The sequence below is a fragment of the Pseudomonas sp. F1_0610 genome (genome assembly GCF_047470865.1).
Lineage (GTDB): Bacteria > Pseudomonadota > Gammaproteobacteria > Pseudomonadales > Pseudomonadaceae > JAZDRH01.
Genome location: NZ_JAZDRH010000016.1, coordinates 1 through 23,045, shown reverse-complemented (window position 1 = coordinate 23,045; position 23,045 = coordinate 1). Strand labels below are relative to the sequence as shown.

General features: G+C 39.4%; 19 protein-coding genes and 1 CRISPR repeat array. Of the genes, 4 read left to right on the top strand and 15 right to left on the bottom strand.

Annotated features, from left to right (window positions below):
• Positions 1–129: 129 nt before the first annotated feature.
• On the top strand, positions 130–384 hold the full coding sequence (locus tag VQ643_RS10040; protein WP_414199638.1) for a ParD-like family protein: 255 nt from the start codon (positions 130–132) through the stop codon (positions 382–384).
• Positions 381–1,136, top strand: a complete 756-nt coding sequence (gene map, locus VQ643_RS10035) for a type I methionyl aminopeptidase (RefSeq protein ID WP_414199637.1) — start codon at positions 381–383, stop codon at positions 1,134–1,136. The genes VQ643_RS10040 and map overlap by 4 nt, the downstream gene beginning before the upstream one ends.
• Here map and VQ643_RS10030 read toward each other — a convergent pair.
• From VQ643_RS10030 to htpG, 3 genes are all read right to left on the bottom strand, one after another.
• A complete protein-coding gene (locus VQ643_RS10030; protein ID WP_414199636.1) occupies positions 1,133–1,486 on the bottom strand; it encodes a hypothetical protein in 354 nt (117 codons plus the stop codon). The two genes, map and VQ643_RS10030, sit on opposite strands and share 4 nt — an antisense overlap.
• A gap of 18 nt (positions 1,487–1,504) precedes the next feature.
• Entirely contained in the window at positions 1,505–1,813 is a 309-nt protein-coding gene (locus VQ643_RS10025; RefSeq protein ID WP_414199635.1) for an I78 family peptidase inhibitor, read from the bottom strand.
• Between the two features lie 138 nt (positions 1,814–1,951).
• The gene (gene htpG, locus VQ643_RS10020) at positions 1,952–3,850 is read right to left on the bottom strand and encodes a molecular chaperone HtpG (protein ID WP_414199634.1); all 1,899 of its coding nucleotides are present in this window, start codon (positions 3,848–3,850) and stop codon (positions 1,952–1,954) included.
• A 174-nt stretch (positions 3,851–4,024) separates the two neighbouring features.
• Here htpG and VQ643_RS10015 point away from each other — a divergent pair, with 174 nt between their 5' ends.
• Positions 4,025–4,246, top strand: coding sequence for a hypothetical protein (locus tag VQ643_RS10015; protein WP_414199633.1), 222 nt, complete (start codon positions 4,025–4,027; stop codon positions 4,244–4,246).
• 16 nt (positions 4,247–4,262) lie between these two features.
• Entirely contained in the window at positions 4,263–4,595 is a 333-nt protein-coding gene (locus VQ643_RS10010; protein WP_414199632.1) for a hypothetical protein, read from the top strand.
• Positions 4,596–4,654: 59 nt separating this feature from the next.
• On the opposite strand, the gene brnQ (VQ643_RS10005) is transcribed toward VQ643_RS10010, so the two are convergent.
• The 12 genes from brnQ (VQ643_RS10005) to VQ643_RS09950 form a co-directional block, all read right to left on the bottom strand.
• Positions 4,655–6,037, bottom strand: a complete 1,383-nt coding sequence (brnQ, locus tag VQ643_RS10005; protein ID WP_414199631.1) for a branched-chain amino acid transport system II carrier protein — start codon at positions 6,035–6,037, stop codon at positions 4,655–4,657.
• A 358-nt stretch (positions 6,038–6,395) separates the two neighbouring features.
• Positions 6,396–7,784 carry a branched-chain amino acid transport system II carrier protein gene (gene brnQ / locus VQ643_RS10000; RefSeq protein ID WP_414199630.1) on the bottom strand — a complete coding sequence of 463 codons (1,389 nt, stop codon included), beginning with the start codon at positions 7,782–7,784 and terminating at the stop codon, positions 6,396–6,398.
• A 413-nt stretch (positions 7,785–8,197) separates the two neighbouring features.
• Positions 8,198–9,592: a branched-chain amino acid transport system II carrier protein gene (brnQ, locus tag VQ643_RS09995; RefSeq protein ID WP_414199629.1), complete on the bottom strand. Its 1,395-nt coding sequence runs from the start codon at positions 9,590–9,592 to the stop codon at positions 8,198–8,200.
• Positions 9,593–10,095: 503 nt separating this feature from the next.
• Positions 10,096–10,983, bottom strand: a complete 888-nt coding sequence (gene sucD / locus VQ643_RS09990) for a succinate--CoA ligase subunit alpha (RefSeq protein ID WP_414199628.1) — start codon at positions 10,981–10,983, stop codon at positions 10,096–10,098.
• Positions 10,980–12,149, bottom strand: a complete 1,170-nt coding sequence (gene sucC, locus VQ643_RS09985; RefSeq protein WP_414199627.1) for an ADP-forming succinate--CoA ligase subunit beta — start codon at positions 12,147–12,149, stop codon at positions 10,980–10,982. Before sucC ends, sucD begins: the two co-directional genes overlap by 4 nt.
• A gap of 405 nt (positions 12,150–12,554) precedes the next feature.
• Positions 12,555–13,843: a CRISPR direct-repeat array (repeat unit 28 nt; unit sequence TTTCTAAGCTGCCTATGCGGCAGTGAAC).
• 131 nt (positions 13,844–13,974) lie between these two features.
• Positions 13,975–14,577, bottom strand: a complete 603-nt coding sequence (gene cas6f / locus VQ643_RS09980) for a type I-F CRISPR-associated endoribonuclease Cas6/Csy4 (RefSeq protein WP_414199626.1) — start codon at positions 14,575–14,577, stop codon at positions 13,975–13,977.
• Positions 14,578–14,586: 9 nt separating this feature from the next.
• The gene (gene csy3, locus VQ643_RS09975) at positions 14,587–15,606 is read right to left on the bottom strand and encodes a type I-F CRISPR-associated protein Csy3 (protein ID WP_414199625.1); all 1,020 of its coding nucleotides are present in this window, start codon (positions 15,604–15,606) and stop codon (positions 14,587–14,589) included.
• 41 nt (positions 15,607–15,647) lie between these two features.
• Positions 15,648–16,547 carry a type I-F CRISPR-associated protein Csy2 gene (gene csy2, locus VQ643_RS09970; RefSeq protein ID WP_414199623.1) on the bottom strand — a complete coding sequence of 300 codons (900 nt, stop codon included), beginning with the start codon at positions 16,545–16,547 and terminating at the stop codon, positions 15,648–15,650.
• The gene (gene csy1, locus VQ643_RS09965; protein WP_414199622.1) at positions 16,547–17,800 is read right to left on the bottom strand and encodes a type I-F CRISPR-associated protein Csy1; all 1,254 of its coding nucleotides are present in this window, start codon (positions 17,798–17,800) and stop codon (positions 16,547–16,549) included. The genes csy2 and csy1 overlap by 1 nt, the downstream gene beginning before the upstream one ends.
• Before the next feature lie 153 nt (positions 17,801–17,953).
• Positions 17,954–21,328 (bottom strand): type I-F CRISPR-associated helicase Cas3f, encoded by a 3,375-nt coding sequence (cas3f, locus tag VQ643_RS09960; protein ID WP_414199621.1) that lies wholly within the window; start codon positions 21,326–21,328, stop codon positions 17,954–17,956.
• Between the two features lie 256 nt (positions 21,329–21,584).
• Positions 21,585–22,523: a type I-F CRISPR-associated endonuclease Cas1f gene (gene cas1f / locus VQ643_RS09955; RefSeq protein WP_414199620.1), complete on the bottom strand. Its 939-nt coding sequence runs from the start codon at positions 22,521–22,523 to the stop codon at positions 21,585–21,587.
• 29 nt (positions 22,524–22,552) lie between these two features.
• Entirely contained in the window at positions 22,553–22,936 is a 384-nt protein-coding gene (locus VQ643_RS09950) for a hypothetical protein (RefSeq protein ID WP_414199619.1), read from the bottom strand.
• Positions 22,937–23,045: the final 109 nt, after the last annotated feature.

Sequence of the window (23,045 nt, the reverse complement as noted above, 5' to 3'; positions counted from 1 at the left end):
TTAAGCTGAAATTGGACGAATTACTAAGGCAAAACCACAGAACTCTTCACTTAACTAATACTTGTCAAATAAAAGTAAAGGCTTTAGTCTATATTTTATATACACAATATATATGAAGCATATATAGCCATGGGCATCGTAAAAATATCTGACCAAATGCATGACAATCTGCGCTTAGCAAGCATTGCTTTAGATCGATCTATTAATGCACAAGCCGAACATTGGCTGAAAATTGGCATGCTCATAGAGCTCTATCCAAATAAAACATATAACGAACTCACACAGCTACTGCTGGAGCAATCACTGCACAGCAACGCAATGTTCTCTCTTGAATCTATACTCAAACATTTAAGCACAAAGTCTACAGAAGTTATAACCCCATGACTGTCACCCTAAAAACTGCAGTACAAATTCCTAAAGCACGCTTGGCCGGCCATTTAGCAGCACAAGTATTGCATTGGATAACACCTCACGTTAAGGCCGGGGTAACAACAGACTACCTTGATCAGCTGTGTTACCACTACATAGTCAATGAATTAAAGGTTATCCCAGCTAATATTGGCTACCATGGCTATCAAAAAACAGCCTGCATCTCTGTTAACCATGTGGTTTGTCATGGCATTCCTGACAATTATATTTTGCAAGATGGTGATATGCTCAATATTGACATCGCCATTATCAAGGATGGTTGGTACGGCGATACTAGCCGTATGTACTTTGTTGGTACACCAAATCCAACAGCTAAACATTTAGCCGATACTTGCCTTGAGGCCATGCTAAGTGCCATTGATATTGTTCGCCCCGGTACTACATTAGGTGATATTGGACATACTATTGAAACCATAGCCCATCGCGAAGGTTTTTCTGTGGTTGAAGAATATTGCGGCCATGGTATAGGCCAAACCTATCATGAAGCACCACAAGTCCTACATTATGGGACACCTAAGCGAGGTTTGCGCTTACAAGAGGGCATGATTTTTACCATTGAACCTATGATTAATGCTGGTAAAAAGTACACATCCACATTAAAAGATGGCTGGACTGTGGTCACTCAAGATAAATCGCTTTCAGCACAGTGGGAACACATGGTGCTTGTTACCTGTGATGGCTACGAAGTATTAACGCCCTGGCCTTAAGTGAAGTCAAACATGCATACTAAACAATCCCTAACTTGCTCTAACTGTTTAGGATCAAGCGCAATTTGCACCTGCTGCGCTTGGTTCCAATGAAACACCTGCTGATCATGTAAACGAATAGTTAAGATACATCTTTCAATGGTAAAAGACGCTTTTTGTGTATAGAAGCCAAAAATTTGATCTTCAGCTTCGATATACAAAAACTCAGGTGCTTCGTAAAAATCACGACATAAGCATAAATAATCTGGCTTTACGCCTAAGGCACGATCAAACTCAAAACCCAAATTGAAAAAATCATCGTCACTGTCTTCAGCATCAAGATGAATATCAATTGGTTGCAATACTGACATGCTCAGCAGTTTATTCAATTAACCGCAAATTGCATCAACAATAACATCGCCTTTAGTAATGATGCTAATACGTTGAGCATCATAATCCATAGTCATTGGAGAACCTTCTTCAAGGCGGCGAATAGTTTTAGCCCCAGTTTTCTCTTTAATAACTAAATCAGATAAATTCGCAGTTTGACCAACTAAGGTTTTAGCAGGAGCTGGGGCGCACGCTTTAGCATTGTGCCCTGCACTTGCCACCGTAGCCGACGTAGAATTAGTTGTACAAGCATTTAGTAGAACCATGGCTGAACCTAAAACAGCCAGTTTGAGTGCGCTCTTAAACATATATTCCTCTCAGTGTTATCTCATTAACTTACTATATAGTATTCAAAAGTTATCTTTTAACGCTGGTCATGCTGGTTGTGCCCCAGATCACATAGCCATAAAAAAGCGAAGCCTAGGCTTCGCTTTTTCTTCTATTAACTAAGCAGAAAGCTCAATTAATAATTTATTTAATCGCTGCACATAGGCCGCAGGATCTTTCAAGGTATTTCCTGCTGCTAAAGCAGCTTGATCAAATAATACAAAAGCTAAGCTGGCAAAACGTTCATCATCAGTTTCCACATCAAGCTTTTCAATCAATGGATGATTAGGGTTAATCTCAAAAATTGGCTTACTTTCAGGTACCGCTTGACCAGAAGCAGCTAAAATTTGACGCATTTGCAAACCAAGATCTTGCTCACCAATGGCTAAAATGGCTGGCGACTCTGTCAAACGATGCGAAACACGCACATCTTCAACTTGATCGTTCAGCACTTCTTTTAAATGCTCTATCAGTCCTTGCTTAGCCTTAGCTTCTTGTTCTTGCGCTTGCTTGTCTTCTGCTGAATCTAATGTACCTAGATCAAGATCACCACGAGCTACATCAACAAAATGCTTAGTATCAAACTCAGTTAAGTAGCTCATTAGCCACTCATCAATACGATCTGTTAAAAGCAGTACTTCAATACCTTTTTTACGGAATACCTCAAGATGCGGACTATTCTTAACTTGCGCATAGCTTTCGCCTGTTAAGTAATAAATCTTATCTTGACCTTCTTTCATACGTTCAATGTACTGCGCCAAAGATACAACTTGCTTATCATTTTCATTGGCCGTAGAAGCAAAACGCAATAAGCCTGCAATTTTTTCTTTGTTGGCAAAGTCTTCACTAGGACCTTCTTTAAGCACTTGACCAAAGGTATCCCAGAATTTTTGATAATCTTCGGTATCTGCTTTAGCCATTTTCTCTAGCATATCTAATACGCGCTTAGTTAGCGCTGATTTCATGCTATCAATGACTGGATCTTTTTGTAGGATTTCGCGTGATACGTTTAATGAAAGGTCATTAGAGTCAACTACACCTTTGATAAAACGCAGATACAGTGGTAAAAACTGATCCGCTTGATCCATAATAAATACACGCTGCACATAGAGTTTTAAGCCTTTAGGTGCTTCACGATGATATAAGTCAAAAGGCGCGCGCGCGGGAACATAGAGGAGCGAAGTGTATTCTAATTTACCTTCAACACGGTTATGGCTCCAAGCCAATGGATCGTCATAATCATGGGCAACATGCTTATAAAACTCTTTATATTCGTCTTCTTTAACTTCAGAGCGAGAACGTGTCCATAGCGCGCTAGCACGGTTAACTACTTCCCACTCGCCTGCTGCCTCTGCACCTTCTTCCTCTTGCTCTTTAGGCAGTTCAATAGGCAACCCCACATGGTCAGAGTACTTGGTGATGATAGTGCGCAGGCGCCAACCGTCGGCAAAATCCACTTCAGTTTCTTTTAGGTGCAATACAATACGGCTACCACGTTCTTCTTTAGTGATAGTTTCAATATCAAACTCACCTTCCCCTTTTGAACTCCAGAGAACTGCTTGGTCAGCAGGTAAATCAGCACGACGGGTATACACATCCACTTGGTCTGCCACAATAAAGGCAGAGTAAAAGCCCACACCGAACTGGCCAATGAGCTGAGAGTCTTTCTTTTGATCGCCCGTTAATTTACTTAGAAAATCTGCTGTTCCTGATTTAGCGATAGTGCCTAAGTTAGCGATCACTTCATCACGACTCATGCCAATACCATTGTCCTCAATGGTTAGCGTTTTAGCCTCTTTATCGAAGCTAACGCGAATACGCAATTCGCTATCATTAGCCAATAATGCGCCATTAGATAGCGCTTCAAAACGTAGCTTATCCACTGCATCAGAAGCGTTTGAAATCAGCTCACGCAAGAAAATTTCTTTATTGGAATACAATGAGTGAATCATTAAATGCAGAAGCTGTTTAACTTCTGTTTGAAAACCTAGGGTTTCTTTAGCCTTAGTAGCGCTCATAACGACACAAACTCCACACTTTTAAAAGATACTTAAACCAATGCTTCCTTTAATGGGGATATTTTTGTGAAATACAAGGATTTTGTTACTGTAAAAAATTGTTAAGTTTTCACATAAAACCTTCTCATCACCTTAGACTCTAAGTAGTTTGCTCTTCTCTTTTAGGAAACACATATGAAAAACATCTTCTCTCTTACCATAGCCATTTCAATTAGCTTGCTGTTAAGCGCTTGCGGGAAAGAAGAAGCTCCTGTTACAAAAGAAGCCCCTTCAATCCTGACACATGGCCAACAACAAATTGACAAGGTCAAGCATGACTTAGAAGCCGCCAATAAACAGGCGATAGATAACATGAACCACGCTTTAGGCGAAGATGCGCCAAACACAAGTAACTAAGAAGGCCACCTGAGTAATGAGAAAACAACTACTGCTTAGCTTACTTATTTCCACAAGCGCCCTCTTAACAGCGTGCGAAAAAGAAGCTCCTGCTAAGCAACAGCCCCCCATGAGTGCGGCGGTGCCACAACAATCTACTAGTACAGCAGAAGTTGATACAGGCACCCAACAAACCATAGAGCATCTAAACCAAGCGCTAGGAACCTCCCCAAAAAACGATACTTCAGCTTGGGAGAAAACCAAAGACACCAGCAACGAAGCCTGGAATAAAACCAAGGAAGCTTCTAGTAATGCGTGGGAAAAAACTAAAGAAGCTACAGAAAATACTATCAATAAATTAAAAAACTAATTTTTAACGATAAAAGCCAGCTCAATAATGGCTTTTATCGTGCACTCCCCACTGTTTGCTTAATTTGGATTACTGAATTTAGATTTAATAAGATGTTGGCCAAACGCTCTATCTAATATCAGCATCATCAATAAAGTAAAGCTAACGGGTAGCACCCAGCCCATTTGCTGCTCAGCACCCCATAACGCCTGAATAAAGTCGGGCACTAAAAAATCCCACTTAGCCGCAACAAAAGCATCAAAAATTCCAAACACCAATGTAACCAAAAGCGTTGGAATAAAAACCAATGGCGGATAGCGCCAGAGTTTATGGGCCAACGAAAGCAAAACCAATACGACAGATAATGGGTATAACCCAACTAAAACTGGAATCGAAAAAGCTAATAAATCAGTCAGACCAACATTTGAAACGAGCCAACTAAATAAAGTCACCAGTAGCACAATCAAACGATACGACATGCCTGTTAACTCGGCAAAATACTCACCACAAGCTGTAATCAAGCCTACTGCGGTCGTCATACAAGCAAGAATAATTACACTAGCAAGCAATACATTACCTAAGTCACCAAAAGTATACTGCACATAGGCCGCTAAAATTGCGCCACCATTGGCAGCATCCGCTGCAATGGCATAACTACTTGCCCCAAGGTTAATTAGCGCTAAATAAACCAGAGACAAACCTACTGCACCAATAACACCTGCAACAATGCAATAACCTGTGATAAGTTTTTTGTCAGTAATGCCTTTACTACGTACCGCATTAGCAATAACCAAACCAAACACCAATGCCGCTAAAGCGTCCATTGTTAAATAGCCATCTAAGAAACCAGATAGCATTGCATTTTCTTGATAGCGTTCTGTTATAGGTCCTAATGCTCCAGCTGGAGCTGCAATAGCGCTAATACCTAAAATTAATAAGCCTAGCAATAACGCTGGGGTTAATAACTTGCCCAACCGGTCAACCATTTTTTTAGGATTAATAACTAAACAAAATACAATCGTAAAATAAAGACTGGAGTACCCCCATAAAGCTATTGAGGAAACCTGCGCAAGATAATCTTTCTCCACCAATTGCTCAGTATTCACAAAGGGTAAATATTTTAGAAAAGGTGTAATACCAATTTCAAAAGAAACAGCAGCGGTACGAGGTGTACCGAAAAATGGGCCAATGGCCAAATAAATAGCTACGGCAAAAACCAACCCCGCTACTCGGCCTACAGGCGAGGTTAAAATAGCCATGCCACCACCTGCTCTAGCCAGAGCAATAACAGTTAATAATGGCATACTCACTGCTGTAATTAAAAAGCCTAAGCAGGCAGCCCATGAGGCAGCACCCGCTTTCATACCCACTTCAGCTGGAACAATAATATTCCCAGCACCTAAAAATAAAGCAAAGGTCATAAAGCCCAAGGCTAAAACTTCATAGCCGCTTAAGCGATTCATGCGTGATCCTTACCAGCTGATGTACAAGATCATTGTCACAACTGAACAAGTAGAGAAAGCCCAAATGGATAACTTGAGTGCAAAAAAATTAGCCTTCTTGGATATAAGTGCTAATTCGGTGGGTAACATAACAAATTTAAACGCATGCTAGAGCACAAGCAGCCAACTTGCCATAAAATGTTAACAACAACCCAGAAATCAAATAAAAAATTCTAAATCTAAAATATTTTAAAAATAAAATACTAATAACAGATAACTAATTGGCAGTTAAAATTTTATATTTCAACCTATTATTCCAAAGTAGTAGATTAAAAAAGCCAAGCTACTGCTTGGCTTTTATGCAGACTTCCTAGTTAGTTTATGACTTAATCTGCTGCGCAATATGTTTAATGGCTTGAGGGGCATAGCGATCTAGCACTATAGCCGAGCATAGCGTAAAAACAGCTGGTAACACCCAAGCCATCTGCATATCAACACCAAATAGACCATCAAACATCGCTGGCACATAAGCATTTAATTTAGCTGCATTTAAACCATCGACTAATCCAAAAATGAAGGTTACATACATAACAGGGATAAATACTATAGATGGATAATTCCAAAGCTTGCTGCTTAAGGCTAATAGAATCAAAGCAATAGCTAGTGGATACAAACCATATAAAACTGGAATAGATAGCTCTAGTAATTGGCTTAAGCCCACATTAGAAATCAACCAGCTAAAGGTCGTAAACACACTGGCAATAACCCAATACGGAATATCTGTTAAGTCATTAAAAAACTCTGCACAGGCTGTAATTAAACCAACAGCTGTAGTTAAACAAGCCAGCACAATAACCAAAGCCAATAAACTATTACCAACATCGCCAAAGGTATGCTCTACATATTTGGCCAATATCAATCCACCATTAATATCTGGAATATCCTTTACTAGATCGTAAGAGCCAGCCCCTAAATAAATAAGTGTCAAATAAACAAGTGATAAACCCACAGCGGCCATCAAACCCGCATAGATGCTGTAACGTGTAATCAATTTTTGATCTGTAATTCCTTTACTACGGATAGCATTAGCAATAACCAAACCAAACACTAATGCTGCAAGGGCATCCATGGTTAAGTAACCCTCAAGGAAACCTTTTACCATAGGAACTTTACTGTATTCTGCTTGCACTGGTCCCATTTCGCCAGCAGGTAAAAACATGGCTGTACCACCTAGCACAATAAGCCCTAGCAGTAATACAGGCGTCATTATCTTGCCCAAGTTATCAACAATTTTACTAGGACGTAGCGCTAAAAATAATACAATCGCAAAATACAGCGTTGAATACCCCCAAAGCGCTGTAGAAGCTACAGGCTTATAACACTCTTCACTGACTAAGCAGCTTTGATCAACGCCAGGCAAAAACTTTAAGAAAGGTGTTAAACCTATTTCAAAAGACACTGCTGCAGTACGAGGTGTAGCAAACAAAGGGCCTATTGCTAAATATACAGCTACAGCAAAACAAACTGCCACAAAACGCCCTAAAGGAGAGGCCAAGCTAATTAGTCCGCCCCCTACACGACCTAAGGCAACTACTGCCAATAATGGCAGACTTACCGCACTAATTAAAAAACCGATAGAGGCTGGCCAAGCCTGCGCCCCAGCTTGCATACCAATTAAAGCCGGCATAATAATATTGCCTGCGCCTAAAAATAACGCAAAGGTCATAAAACCTAGAGCGAGCAACTCAAAACTACTTAAACGCTTCATTTATTTTCAAACCAAAGGATGCAACACAGCACAAGGCTGCATTTAGATACAGGTAACTGATAACTATCAGCTGTTTCAATTGCCATCGCTTGGTGTGCGACCCTTATTTTTAAGGCGAGTTATTGCACTGGGTAAGTGGCATTACTGCTATTGTAATCCTTAAAAACAATCATCCATCGGGTAAGATGGAACTAGTAACAATAACAAATTACGCTTATTTTTTTTAGTAAATATCAATAATTCGCTAATAAACACTAATTTTTTTAGGGTTTAGAAAATAACTAAAACAGGGCCTGATCATTTTAGCCAAAATTAATTAAATTTCCTCAATTAACCGCAATCTATCGTTTTAGCCACAACAAAACGCAAAAGCCCTGAATAACTCAGGGCTTTTTAGATGAGGTAAATATCTTTTATTCTTTTGAGGATTTATTGGCTTGTTGAACCACATAATCAATGGCACGCGGCGCATAACGATCCAAAATAAAAGCGGCAAGCACTGTGTAACAAACAGGAAGCAGCCAGCCCATTTTTACTTCTGCGGCAAAAATCCCATCAAACATGCGTGGCACATAATCATTTAATCCCGCAGCATTTAAACCATCAACAATGCCAAACAGCAAAGTAACAAACAGAGTTGGAATATAAATGAGTGGTCGATAATTCCAAACACCATCTGCCAGGGCTAAAAGTGTAATAACAATAGCCAATGGATAGAGTCCTGTTAGCACGGGTGCAGAGAAACTGAGCAACTGCTCTAAACCCACATTCGACACCAACCAGCTAAACAAGGTAAAAGCAATAGCTATAATGGTATAAGGAATACCGGTAACATCGTTGAAAAACTCACCACAGGCAGTAATCAATCCTACAGCGGTAGTTAAACAGGCCAGCACCATAACTAATGCCAGCAAGAAGTTACCGTAATAACCAAAGGTATGGTTCACGTATAAGGCTAAGATATCGCCACCATTAGAAACACCGCTAGCAATACTATAACTACCAGCGCCTAAATAGATTAGAGTTAAATAAACTAAAGACAAACCTATAGCAGCAATAATGCCAGCATAAATTGAATAACGTGTAATGAGTTTTTTATCATTAACTCCTTTACTGCGAATTGCATTGGCAATCACCAAACCATAGACCAATGCACCCAATGCATCCATTGTCAGATAGCCATTGAGAAAACCGCCTAGCATAGGTAATTTTGAAAACTCATCCGATACAGGACCAATCGGGCCAGCAGGAGCAAAAACGGCAGCACAACCTAATACAATCAAGCCTAATAATAATACTGGCGTAATGATTTTTCCTAAGCGATCAATAATTTTACCTGGCGATAAAACCAGATAAAGCACAATTAAGAAATAGATAGTGCTATAAATCCAAAGCGTCCAGTTGGCTACGTTATCTTTGTAGGTTTTATCAGCTAACTGAGCCGCATCCACAAATGGCAAATACTCAAAAAATGGCGTAATACCAATTACAAAGGAAGCATTGGCTGTACGCGGTGTTGCAAATAATGGCCCTATTGATAAATAAACACTAATGGCAAAAACCAATCCGACTGTTTTACCCAGTGGCGAGGTTAACGTAGTTAGCCCACCACCAACACGGGCCAAGGCAACCACTGTCAGTAGAGGTAGGCTAACACCCGTAATCAAGAAACCGAGACCCGCAACAAGCGTATACTCACCCGCTTGCATACCAATTAACACAGGAAAAATAATATTACCTGCACCTAAAAATAACGCAAAGGTCATAAAACCTAAGGCGAGTAATTCAAAACCATTAAGGCGTTTCATAACATTCAACCATCAGTGGCATGGCCTTAGCCACGCCGATGAAAAGATTGTTCTGTGCTGAGCTAATTGAGGAAGGTTGCGGTTAGCGAACCTATTTAGGCGGATAGTACTTAGCCGATAATGCCAAGAAATACACAAGAAACCTAAACAACAACCACTTATAATGTGGTAAGCAGTTAAAAACAGCTTTAGCTAGTAGGTAACACAGAAATTAATTGAACAATTATAACAAATTTTGCTTATTTTTATCGTTTTAGCTCGCCCAGGCCCCAAGTCCGCAATAATTACTATCAATACTTTAGTTGAGGTTTTTTTTATTGTGCTTTACCGCAATTTTTAACCCCGTATTGGATTATTTTAACTTTTTATTGCTACAAAAGAGAAAACACTTTATTTATTACTGTTTTCTATGATGCTTTGGTTAGCCAATCAAACATAGATACAAACAAAAACGGTGCTAGCTTATTCATTAAACTAGCACCGCTTCTTAGGTAACACCGAAACTAGGCGTTACGTAATGGCCAACCCGTTACTTCTGATAACGCCTTACCAATTTCATCCAAAGAACGCACAGTACGCACTCCAGCATCTTCTAACGCAGCAAACTTTTCAGCCGCTGTGCCTTTACCGCCAGAAATAATAGCCCCCGCATGTCCCATACGCTTACCTGCTGGTGCTGTAACACCTGCAATATAGGAAACGACTGGTTTAGTCACATTCGCTTTAATAAAGGATGCCGCTTCTTCCTCTGCTGTACCACCAATTTCGCCAATCATAACAATGGCTTCTGTCTGTGGATCATCTTGGAAGAGTTTAAGAATATCGATAAAGCTTGAACCTGGAATCGGATCGCCACCAATACCTACGCAGGTAGATTGGCCGTAACCTGCGTCTGTTGTTTGTTTCACTGCCTCATAGGTTAAAGTACCTGAGCGTGAAACAATTCCGACTTTACCTGCGCGATGAATATGACCTGGCTGAATGCCAATTTTACATTCATCAGGCGTAATTACACCTGGGCAGTTAGGCCCAATAAGACGCACACCTAACTCATCACATTTGAGTTTAGCATCGAGCATATCCAAGGTTGGAATACCTTCTGTAATACAAACAATCAACTCAATACCAGCATAAGCAGCTTCTAAGATAGAGTCTTTACAAAATGCAGCAGGCACATAAATAACAGAGGCATTAGCACCTGTTGCTTGTACCGCTTCTTTAACTGTATCAAATACGGGTAGGCCTAAATGAGTAGTACCGCCTTTGCCAGGTGTAACGCCACCTACCATTTTAGTACCATAAGCAATGGCTTGTTCTGAGTGAAATGTACCCTGTGAACCAGTGAAGCCTTGGCAGATGAGCTTAGTGTTTTTATCAATCAAAATACTCATTGGTTCTCTCCTGCTGCTTTCACTACTTGCTGAGCGGCGTCAGTCAAACTGGTGGCGGCAATAATATTCAAACCGCTGGCGGCTAAAACCTTACTGCCTAACTCTGCATTATTACCTTCTAAACGTACTACTACAGGCACTTTTACGCCCACTTCTTGTACTGCGCCAATAATGCCTTCAGCAATCATATCGCAACGTACAATACCGCCAAAAATATTTACCAAAACGGCTTTTACTTTTTCATCAGATAAGATGATTTTGAAGGCCTCAGTTACGCGCTCTTTAGTTGCACCACCGCCTACATCAAGGAAGTTCGCTGGCTTGCCACCATACAGATTTACAATATCCATAGTACCCATGGCTAAACCGGCACCATTTACCATACAGCCAATATCACCCTCTAAAGCAACATAATTGAGCTCAAAGCGTGCTGCGTGCGCTTCGCGTGGATCTTCTTGGCTAGGGTCGTGATAGGCACGTAATTTAGGCTGACGATAAATTGCATTACCATCAATATTGACTTTAGCATCAAGGCACAACAAGTCACCTGTTTTAGTTATCACTAAAGGATTCACTTCCATTAGTGCCATATCGTAATCTTTGAATAACTGCGCGGCTTTTAGGAAGATGCTAGTAAATTGCTTAACTTGATCCCCTTTTAAACCTAGTTTATACGCAATTTCACGCCCCTGAAAAGGCTGAGCCCCAACGGTAGGATCAATAATTTCTTTAATAATTTTTTCAGGCGTTTCGTGGGCGACTTTTTCAATCTCCACGCCACCTTCTGTAGACGCCATAAAGACAATACGGCGTGTACCACGATCAACTACAGCACCTAAATAGAGTTCTTTTTCAAAATCAGTGCAACGCTCTACTAAAATAGTATTAACTGGCTGCCCTGCTGCATCTGTTTGATACGTAACTAGACGCTTACCTAACCAATGCGCCGCAAACTCTTTAGCCTCGCTAGCTTTGCTAACCAGCTTTACACCACCTGCCTTGCCTCGTCCCCCGGCATGGACTTGTGTTTTTACAACCCAGCGTTCACCACCTAACTGCTCACAGGCTTGCTCTGCTGCCTCTGGTGTATTGGTAGCAATACCTTTAGATACTGGTAAACCTACTTCAGCGAAAAGTTGCTTCGCCTGATACTCGTGAAGATTCATACGTTAATCACCATTTTACTCAGGTTCTGCGACATCACTTTGCATCCAATTACAAAGTCTGCGTTATGCATACTAAAGAGATCCTATTGTTTTTATATTGATCTTACGCCATTGATTAATGACATCTGTTCACAAAAAACAGAACATCCACCTACAATAAAGCCAGCTCAACGCTAACAGTATTTAGCTAAGTGAACCAGTAATATATTGGGATTTTATGATCAAAGTGCAAACTTCATAAAGAGGATTGATTACAGAATATGTCTAACCAAGCTCGCCTAGGTTAGCAAGCCGAATACTGTCTATCATGTGCTTTCGTAAGTGTTAAAGCCTTATTTAACAAATAAAAACAGCTCTAGTAAACACTACTAACACTTCAAAGAATACTAACCTGCACTGAACTGTTTTTTAAGCTGCCTATGCGGCAGTGAACCTGATCTAACCATGGTAGGAACTTCTTCCTATTTTCTAAGCTGCCTATGCGGCAGTGAACACGCAGCGTTACCAGTGCAGCACAATGCGGACTTTCTAAGCTGCCTATGCGGCAGTGAACCTATCGGACAAGAGCAAGACCGCAGTGTTAGCTTTCTAAGCTGCCTATGCGGCAGTGAACCCAGCCAGTACCAAGGCGAAGCCTGCGATTCATTTCTAAGCTGCCTATGCGGCAGTGAACTTTCTGCTGATGTTGAAGGCGTTTTTTATGATTTTCTAAGCTGCCTATGCGGCAGTGAACCCTATTAGCTGGGCAGCCTCAGGCGCTGAGATTTTCTAAGCTGCCTATGCGGCAGTGAACGAGAAAAGAGCGTGCCGCCTTTTCAGGCTCAGTTTCTAAGCTGCCTATGCGGCAGTGAACCATTCCTAACGGGTAATCCATCATATTTTTAATTTCTAAGCTGCCTATGCGGCAGTGAACATTATGACATTGACGAAAGCAATCGTTTTGGTTTTCTAAGCTGCCTATGCGGCAGTGAACTGGGACGGCCGTTATCTATAGCGTCGGATTGCTTTCTAAGCTGCCTATGCGGCAGTGAACTGCCAAGAGAGTAAGGAGAAAACATGAGCCAAATTTCTAAGCTGCCTATGCGGCAGTGAACAAATTCTTGTAGCAAATTGCGATGCAGATAATTTTCTAAGCTGCCTATGCGGCAGTGAACTAGTAGCGGAAGCGGCGCGACTTTCTTCCTTTTTTCTAAGCTGCCTATGCGGCAGTGAACAAGCGAAGAAACTGCAAAAGTACAACTAGAATTTTCTAAGCTGCCTATGCGGCAGTGAACAACACAACAGACCCGGCGGCAGGGCTAAACATTTTCTAAGCTGCCTATGCGGCAGTGAACAAACTTCGATCCAAATCAGCTTCATGTACCAATTTCTAAGCTGCCTATGCGGCAGTGAACGCGCACGTAGAGAATGCGACGGGCGGCAACGTTTTCTAAGCTGCCTATGCGGCAGTGAACGGGGCATTAGTAGTGTGTTTCAAGGTTTATATTTTCTAAGCTGCCTATGCGGCAGTGAACGCTTTACATCACGTATCCCGCTAGCCGTTTTTTTTCTAAGCTGCCTATGCGGCAGTGAACCAGGGCTACCCTTGGTGGGCATCAGGTAGGGGTTTCTAAGCTGCCTATGCGGCAGTGAACAGCCAGTCATCGAGGATGGTTTTGTTGATTGATTTCTAAGCTGCCTATGCGGCAGTGAACTGTAATTGTAACGCAAAAAAATAAGTTACAACAGCAACTTAGGTGTCAAAACTAGGATTTACCCCAAGTTTTTCGCTGCTATTGTAACCTATTGATTTATATAAGTTATTAAAGAACTTAAAAAAATTGGGTCAAAATTCGGGTACAGCTGTATTTTGGCTTAGTCCGTAAGCATTAAACCCCTCTTTCCCTATTTCTGTTGCAGGTATTTTTTCTATAAACAGCTTAAATTGTTGCTTATGAGTAAAATCTGAACCACTTAAACTATGCATTTGAATAAAAGGCAAATCACAGTGTGTGGTTATATTTAGATACCGTTGCAATGCTTCTTCGTATGTAATATCACCTCGTTTTATACGATGCCTAGCTAATCGCTCTGCATTACTTTTGACCTGCTTGCGCTTATAAATGGCATATCCATTTACTTGCTTAGGTACGCTACGGATTGGGCTGATATGCACATAGTCAGTTAGGCGTTCTAACCATCTACTCAAATCTAACGCTACTAGCTCAGCCTCCGTTTGGGAAAAAACACGCAGTTTGCTACCCAAATAGCTTATTTTCTTATCCGAGTTTAAACGGTACTCAGGAAAAGCAACACCAAGACTCACCTGATTATCACTGTTTTTTGATTCAACCAATGCTATATGCAATTGCGTATATACCTTGGACCAAATAAAGTACAGTGAAATTTCTGGCTGCCTTATTAGTGTAACTTCTTGATAGAAATTCATAACATGTCCTTATTCCTTAGTGCTTTTACCAAAAACGCCGCCACGAATAAGCACTGCTATAACATAGTGTTTTTGTTCTAGGCTAGATAGCTCATCTCCAGTAGAAAAGGCATCAAATAGGCTAAAGAAGTCATTTTTTTCTTTTGGTGTTCTAAAAGCATGTCCTAAATTTGTCACAGCGCCATACGGTTCTGCTGCAATCGGCAGTTGATATTCTGCAAAGTCTGGATACCATGTATCTATAGTTCGTAAAGCATTGCCAATTTTTTGCGAATGCATCGCTGCTACATCATTTACGGCATAAAGTATTTTGCTTTTTTTGTCTTTGCTGTTGTTTTTATCTAACACTAGCTCTTCACTAGGGTAAACCTCTTGAGCTTGGCCTAGCAATGCATAAGCCTCGACTTTAATCAATAAATAATTTTGTTTGCCTTCCAATGCCTCTGCAATAGCCGCTGCTAACTGTTCAAGTTTAGTGTCTGTTTTATCGAATTCTTTTAGTGAGTATTCAAAAGCATTAAACTCAAGAGATACGCCATCATTTAGCGTTACACTGATCTGAATTTTTTCTGCACCTACTCGATTACGCCATAGAAAACGGCCATTAGCGATATTGTACGCATATCGTTTTGCTAGTTCTTTAAAACCAAATTCAGCAATATACGTCTGAACTGCCTCAGCATAACTTGCCAAAAACTCTTTGTTATTACAAGCAGATGGTTTATCTAGGCCACTAAGTACTTTTAATGTAAATGTAACTTTTAAAGTATCTTGCTTTTCAGTAAGAGCACAGGTGTCTACGCGCTGCAAATTAGCTTTATCTACTTCTGCATTTAGTTTTAAAGTATTATTTGCAGTGGCTGCTTTTAAACGATTAGAAATAGTACCTCTTACAGATTTTTCTACTAATGCCAGCGGCTCAGCTTGGCTACGATTACTCCATGTTGTGCCATAAAAAAAAGCATCTGAAGGCACTAGTTTTTTTTCAAAAGATAAAACACTTGCTACCTCAATAGTACTCTTGGCCATTTTATATTCCTTCTTGGATATTAAGTAATTTATATACTGAGTTAAAGTTGATTACGACACAGATATAAGTCATTACTTAAATCGGTATCGTACTCCCATAAAATATCGTCAATTTTTTTCGCGCGGTAAGGTAAAATAAATTCGCCGAGTGTAACTATACTTTCAGCAAAGCGATGCGGTGTTTCTTGGTCGCGCTGGTTTAATATTGGCACACTGCTTAAATCAGAAATACCTTGAAATCCAACAGCTACAGGTACAATCCAACCGGCTGTTTTTCGACTACTTTGCCAGAGATACTTGCCATCAGTACTTTTCTCTTCTGTTGCTTGAACATTTACCGTTAAATGGTCAAGTAACGCATCAATGGCATCCAGCCCCTCATTCATACTAGATACCATTAAATCCTTTCGCTCAATTAATACATTGCCTAGCATTAATGCATTAGTGACTTTTTTAAGCTCTTGCTTCGGACTATCAGCATCAGTATCAAAAAATAGCAATTGGCATGCCTCAACTTGCTGGACATCACCACTCGCAAACTTCATGGTCATAATCAATTGATTACTTACCTTTAGCAGTTTTTCTTTGTCATCAATATCAAACCCTTCTATTTCAAATAGCAATGAAACTTCTAGATGACAACGTGCTTCTTCAATGAATGCGGGTCTATTACCATCTTTATCTAAAGGATTTCCCGTGCCTACGATAGAGTAAACATAATCTCCTCTGCCTTTAAACGCTTGTAAATCAAGTTGATGACAACTAACTGCTAGTTTTGTAAAGCTAATATTTGATAAACCAGTAGCCTGTAACTGACGTTGCAAAGCATGCATCGCTCCCATCCAGGCAGTCATTGCTGGAAAACCTATGGTGAATGGGCTACTCATAGCATTGGCGTTATGAATTTTAAGATGAGGAATTAACAAGAAAACGCGACTCATTAGAAAAACTCCTTATCTTCCGCAAGGGACTGCTCTACTTCATGCGTTATAAACTTAAGCGAAGTATCATCCAAACTCGTCTTTCCATTTATGTCTTCATAAGTACTAAGAATTACTCTAGCCATTTGTTTAGCCACATCTTCGCGCCACTCACTATCCTCAGCTCTAAGGTCTTTATACTGATTGTCAAGCCAAATTTTTTGGCTCATTGGTAAATTTTGGTAAGCATCATTATCTGTCCAGTTGTTTTCACTAGAGCTTCGTAGCTGATAAGCCTTATACAAAATTAAATCAATAATACTTTGCACTATATTTTCAATAGCTGATCGTATTTCTAAGTTATTCCATTTACTTAACGTTAATTTATGCAATGCTATAAAACGGGATTTTTCGGCTTTTAAATAGAGTGTTTGTGTAAAAAAATTCTGCTTTGGTAAACGAATATTTCGTGTTTTAAATCTAGGAGGCAAGCAGGGCAAGAGATAGGCTTGACCATTATTTCGATTATTCAAAACGCTAATATTCTGTGGTTTATTACCGCCATAACCTGTAATGGTCAAGTCAAATAAATCACGATATCCTGTAGCGTGGTTCTCTCCTTCTCTTTTAGCCGCTCTGGCTTCTTTTTGCACTTCAGAAAAGCGAAGGGTATTAATACGTTCTTTAAATGTTGTTATTAGACCAGATCCTGTTAAAAGAGAAAGAAGGTGGTACTGATTTTTTGCAACAGGGAAATATACTTGCTTTAACAAAGTATCTGTTTTTATTGCTCCTATTTCTTGTTTAATTGTTAAAAAAGAGTCTTTCAGCTCTTCAAAATTTAAGCCTAAATTATTAATTGTTTCTTGCAAGCTAATATTTGACTGTTCAAAAGCATCTAATATGTTTTGATTATCTATAGAGGGAATGGGCAGAGATAAAAATTGATACACATCCATGGCCGCTGCATTACCAAATGCATCCAACTGGCTGACTACATTACCACTGCGCAAGTAGCCATCACACCGCGATGGGTTATTAGCAATCACACTAGTGCTTTTGGCGCTTGGATGAGAAAATTTACTAGGGTGTGTCGTTATTGATAATTGACTCGCTCGTTTTGCAGCGTCCGACAGCCAATTAGCCAAGTTAAAACGCTCAGTAGCATCTATTTCAAATTGCTGTCGCTCAGTATCATCTTTAGCTTTTTTAAGTTTTGCTTCTAGCCATGTTGCTTTTCGCCTACTGACAAAATCGTTGATTGTTTCAATCATTATGACCTTCCAGTTCAATAGTATAAGCTGCCTACTTGGCAGTGAATTTACAGCTCACATTACACAATTAATAGAGCTTTCAAGCTATTTATAAAGTAGTAATGGCAACATTGTCATAAAATCTAGCTAGCCCTATTAGAAATAACTTTGAGCCTAGTCAAATAATCCCAAATCATCAGAATATGTATAGCTTTTGAGCTCACTACCTTGAGGTTCGGGTAGCATAATCTCCCCATAGCGTTGAGATATTCTTTGCATTAAATAGTCAATATCACTCTCCAGTCCTGCTTGAGGAGCGCTATAGGCTTGCAAAATGCTAGAGTAGTCGCGCTTAAACCATATTCTAGACTGTTCTAAAGGACTCAGCTCGATAGGCTTGATACCATACCAATCTTGCCGATTAAGCCAAATGCCCTCCTCTGTTTTTGTGCAGAAAGAGAAGGTTTCATCGTTATAAATCCAAAATAATTGCACACTGGGCTCATTTTGCCTAAACCGATGAAACCGCTGCGGTAATGCCGTTAAAAACCATATTTCCTCTAGCCATCCCTGAGTAAAACGCGGCCCACCCTTTTTATTACCTAGTTTAAAATGTGTAACCTCGTGCTCTAAATCAGCCAATTTTTTACTAGGCTGCAAAACAGAAGCTTCTCGAATGCGCGGAATAGCACTGATATTGAGTAAACTCTGTTCATGCTCAATTAAATCAGTCAAGCTTTTGCTTTCTAGTGAAAATCGCTCAGACTCAAACCCTGGTCGATTAAAGGCTATAGGCCTATTATATAAACCTTTTAGATTAAACTGCATCAGGGCTATATTGGCATTAGTAATATCTGTGTCTGGTTTACGATGACGCAAAACACGTCCAGATAACTGAATAATAGATCGATATGAAGAAGGTTCAATAACTGCCCAATCAAAATCATGATCACGTCCTACTTCTTCTACTGGCGTTGCTACTAGAATAAATATCAAATTATCTGTAGTAGCTGCGTCTATCTGCTGACGAATATAAGTATGATCAAACGCTTTAGGCATTTCTCCCGTTTTTTCTTTGCGCGATAACACTTCATCCAAATGCTGCTCCTGGACACTGCGTAATAGCAATACTTGCCTTGAATGATAAGCCATTACCTTCGGCGAATTATTCTGATCCCAGTCAGCATTTAATAAATATCGAGTTAAGGCGACACAAGGCTGAATATTGGCAACACGCACAACGCCAAAAGAAATTTTCTTACCAGAAACCACATCAACAGTATGATGCTTTTGATGTAACTGCTGTATATTCTCTTTGATTAACTCAAAGTATTGATCTTGAATATTATTATCTTGCTTAACTTCTTTTTTAGCTAATAAATGCGCACAGGAAATAATATGGGCGCGTTGTTTTATTTTTTGTTTATAAAGTTCTTGGCAGCGCTTTTCAATATACTCATCATGATTAGCGCAGTACTCATGCGAGTCAGCCTTATGTCGAGATAAAGACAGTGCTTTTATCTTAGTAGAAAACTCATCTACCCACATGGCATTGACAGTTAAATTTTTAATTTGATGAAAACAACAAAATAGTTGAAATCCCTTCTGATAAGCATGATATAAATTAGTTGCCAAGCTAGGAGGAATGGTTGCTGAGGAAATCATGACCTTACGCCCCAACATGCCTGCTAAATGAATTAGCCTTGATAATGGTATTAAGTCATCTACATTAAAATCATCAACCTCATCAATCACTAGATCAGAAGATAATAGGCGCAAATAAGGTAGTAAATACTTTCCACCTCGTATTGTTTCTGTAGCTCCCATAATATGATCGATAGTACAAACTAATACTGGCTGATATAAAAAGGCTTTATTTCTTTTAGCTTGATTTGGTTTATTAGGTGGAAATAATATATTTAAAAATTCTGGAAAAAACTGCTCATCTGGAAAGTCAATTTCTTCATTCAATAGTTCTTCTAATGATTCAGATCCTATCTCTTCATAATTTACATTTTCTTCAGTATGCTTTAGTTTTTTATGTTGATCATGTAGTTCCTGAACAGCTTTAGAACCAATTAATACCGCCAAATCCTCTTTTTCCATACCCAGCTGATCACGATAAGCATCTCCAGTTTGCAATGTTAAGGTGCGTAGCCCCAGAGCCAAAATATAACGTAGGCTATCTGCATCCTCTGATAAAGCCTGCATAATCTTTGCATTAGCAATGGTTTTTCCTGTGCCAGTGCTAGCCATATTGACAATAAACCATCCTTGTTCAAAACTGAATACATCTTTTTTTCTAAAGTCTTTTATGGATTTAACTGCGTTGTCCTGCCACATAAATTGCGTTGGACTTTTACTTTTTATTTTCCGCAAATCATGTGCAAAAGGCATATCTAGAGTTAAGTTCTTTAAATATTGAGAGGCTTTTAAACCATGCTGATACACTCCAAGCAAATGTTCATCTAGATATTGTTTTACTCCGCCGTTAACTTTATCAGTATTCGCCATTAAATTGGTTGTTTTACTCAATTTACTAAAACTAGCTTTTGGCAGTGATGAGAAGTAATGGTCACCTAACATAAGGCAAGCTCGAGAATATTGAATAACTAGCCTCCAACTACCATTATCAATAATCTCTTGAATCTTATCTAATGAAAACAGAAGTTTTCTGGCCCATCGTTTTAATGCAGCAATCCACTCTGAGGATTCTGCAAGTAAGCCTTGTTTAAAAGTAAAGCACTTAGGGAGCCTTTTATTGAAACTATCATCAATTTTATTTTTATACCCCCAACTTGCTTTAATGGTAGTCAATAACTTAGACAACTGAACAATAGAGGTGTCACTATATTGTTTAAAATCTTGCGTATCTGGCATCTTATGGTGCGTCATAACAATCCAGACGAGCATCTGCGCCAACGGCGGTAACTCTGTTAATTGTTCAAATTTAGTTTCTTCAAAAAGATTTGTCATCCTTTCCAGTAAAGCACTTTCAGTCCAAGTATTTTCGGCTAGCAAGCCTAACCAAGCGTCATCTTTTGTAGTATCTCCAGATAGATCAATTAAAGATTGTAAAAGCAAGCAGGATATCCACTCATGACGTAATGGATCGCCTAAAAATTTACCTTTTTTTGCTACTAGCTTTTCTTGAAATAAATCAGAGCACTTCCCCCAGTCATGTAACAATGCTGAGATTCCCGTTAACCCTTTTATTAAAGGTAAATAGCACCAATCATTTTCAGATTCTTTTACAACTAGTTTTTTCTGCGTAGTATTCACTGGCACATGCCCTAAACTATTAAAACGATTACGGTTACCCACTATCCACAATAAATCACTGCGTCGTCGTGAGCGGATCCAGTGGCAACTGACGGCTGTGTTTTTGGTGACGGTTTGGCGCAAAAGTTTTTTAACAGCTAATAAGCCTTCTTCTGTAATCACGGTTTGCCATGTATTATCACCAATGCGATTGGCGAAGGCATCCAAGACTTTACGCGTACGGGCAATGGCTCTTTTTTCACACTGGGAAACGAAGGTAACTATCATAGAAGTACTCGAAAGAAAGGTTCTGTCTTAAGCTGACGAGGCGCAAAGCACACAAAAAACCGCTTATACGTTCATGACAGGTTTATCCTGAGTTTTAGGTTGTCTAAGCTAGCGGTTTGGTGAAAATCAATGCAACTGATTGACATAAATTACTCACTCCTATGTAAAATTTTTATGTTTACATTGCCAGTTGGGCTAAGGTTACTAGCGTCAACCCAAGAAATTTACTTCAATACAATAAAGCTTGTGCCTAAATTTAATTTATCTCTGAACAGGCTTTTTTGATCTGATCAAACATAAAATCCAATGCTTTGTGTTCAGTAAACTTTTGCAGAATCTGCTGTCTAAATTCTTGTTCGGTGGCCTTTTCTTTGGCACAAATAAATGCCCAAGGAAGAACAATAGCATCTTTAATTAAATCGGCCACATCAAATACCAAAGCTCCTCGACGTGTTTTACCGTGCATCACAGCAAAGCCATGCGGAATACCCAGCACCCAAAGTGTAGTGGCTGCTAATCCATAGGCTAAGTAGTTGCCATGATTTAAAAAGTTATTGGCTAGATCCCCTTCTTCGGGGTTACGTGTAAAAGAAGACGCGCCACTGCGTTGTGCAGCCGCCTTATACAAGTGTTTGGTCATGGCTGCTTCTGCGAGTAATAGATCAGCTACTTTTTGATATTTTTCAACTTTTTGATGATAATCAGTAAGAGCAGACTGAATATCTAAATCATCAATATAGAAGCCTTCCCCTTTTAGATCCGTATCCTTATTCCAAACCCTTTGAACAAACTCAACTCGCGCCACTTGAAATGCTTTAGCTACCGCCAAGCGTTTTTCTTCTTCAAACCAAAATTTCATCCAAGCTTGCATATATTCTGTAGGACGATATTCACTTTGTGGCGTGAGCCATTCAATTTCTGCTCCCATAAATAAAGGCGTACCTCCACCTCCTGTAAAGCCAACTAAAACACCAGCGCTGGCCAACATTCGCATGGCTGCTTGAGTGATAGATGTACCTGTACCCAATAAAATAACCGTAGTATTGGCAATAGGGATATTCCAGTATTGATTTTCGTTTTTGGCTTCCGTTAAGTACAATACCCGTCCATCTTTTTGCATAACACGACAATGCTCTAAATAATAGAGATTAGCGCGCTTTGAGTGGAGTATAGCTTTCATTTCTGAGCTAGACACTAGTGATCACCCCTAAATAGTTTAATTACTCAATCAAACAAAACTACTTGACTAGCAGCAACCACATCATGCTCAAAATCAATAACGCAATCATAGGTTGTAAATACAAACCCTCTGTATGAGAAGTAAGCCCTATTATTTCCTTCTAAATACCCATATATAATTTCTTTACTTGCTATTCCATAACCTTCTTTATCTTCAGTATATTTAAGCCCTCTAGTGTAAATTTCTTTGATAGCTTTCTCTTTAAAATAGTTAATTATCATTGATTTATTATTAATTTTTACAGCTTCAGCACAAATCGTTTCCGCATGTCTTTTAGCATTAAAGTCAAGAACAGCCGCATATATAATAGGAGCTAACATAAAAATCAAAAAAGCTATCACTCCTAATCTATTTTTAATAAATTTCATATTAATTATTAACCCATCCCATTAAAAAATAATTGTCAAATCAGTATACATACCATCATCTATATTTATAAAAAACAAATTAAGACACAGATCAAGCTTAGTTCATAAA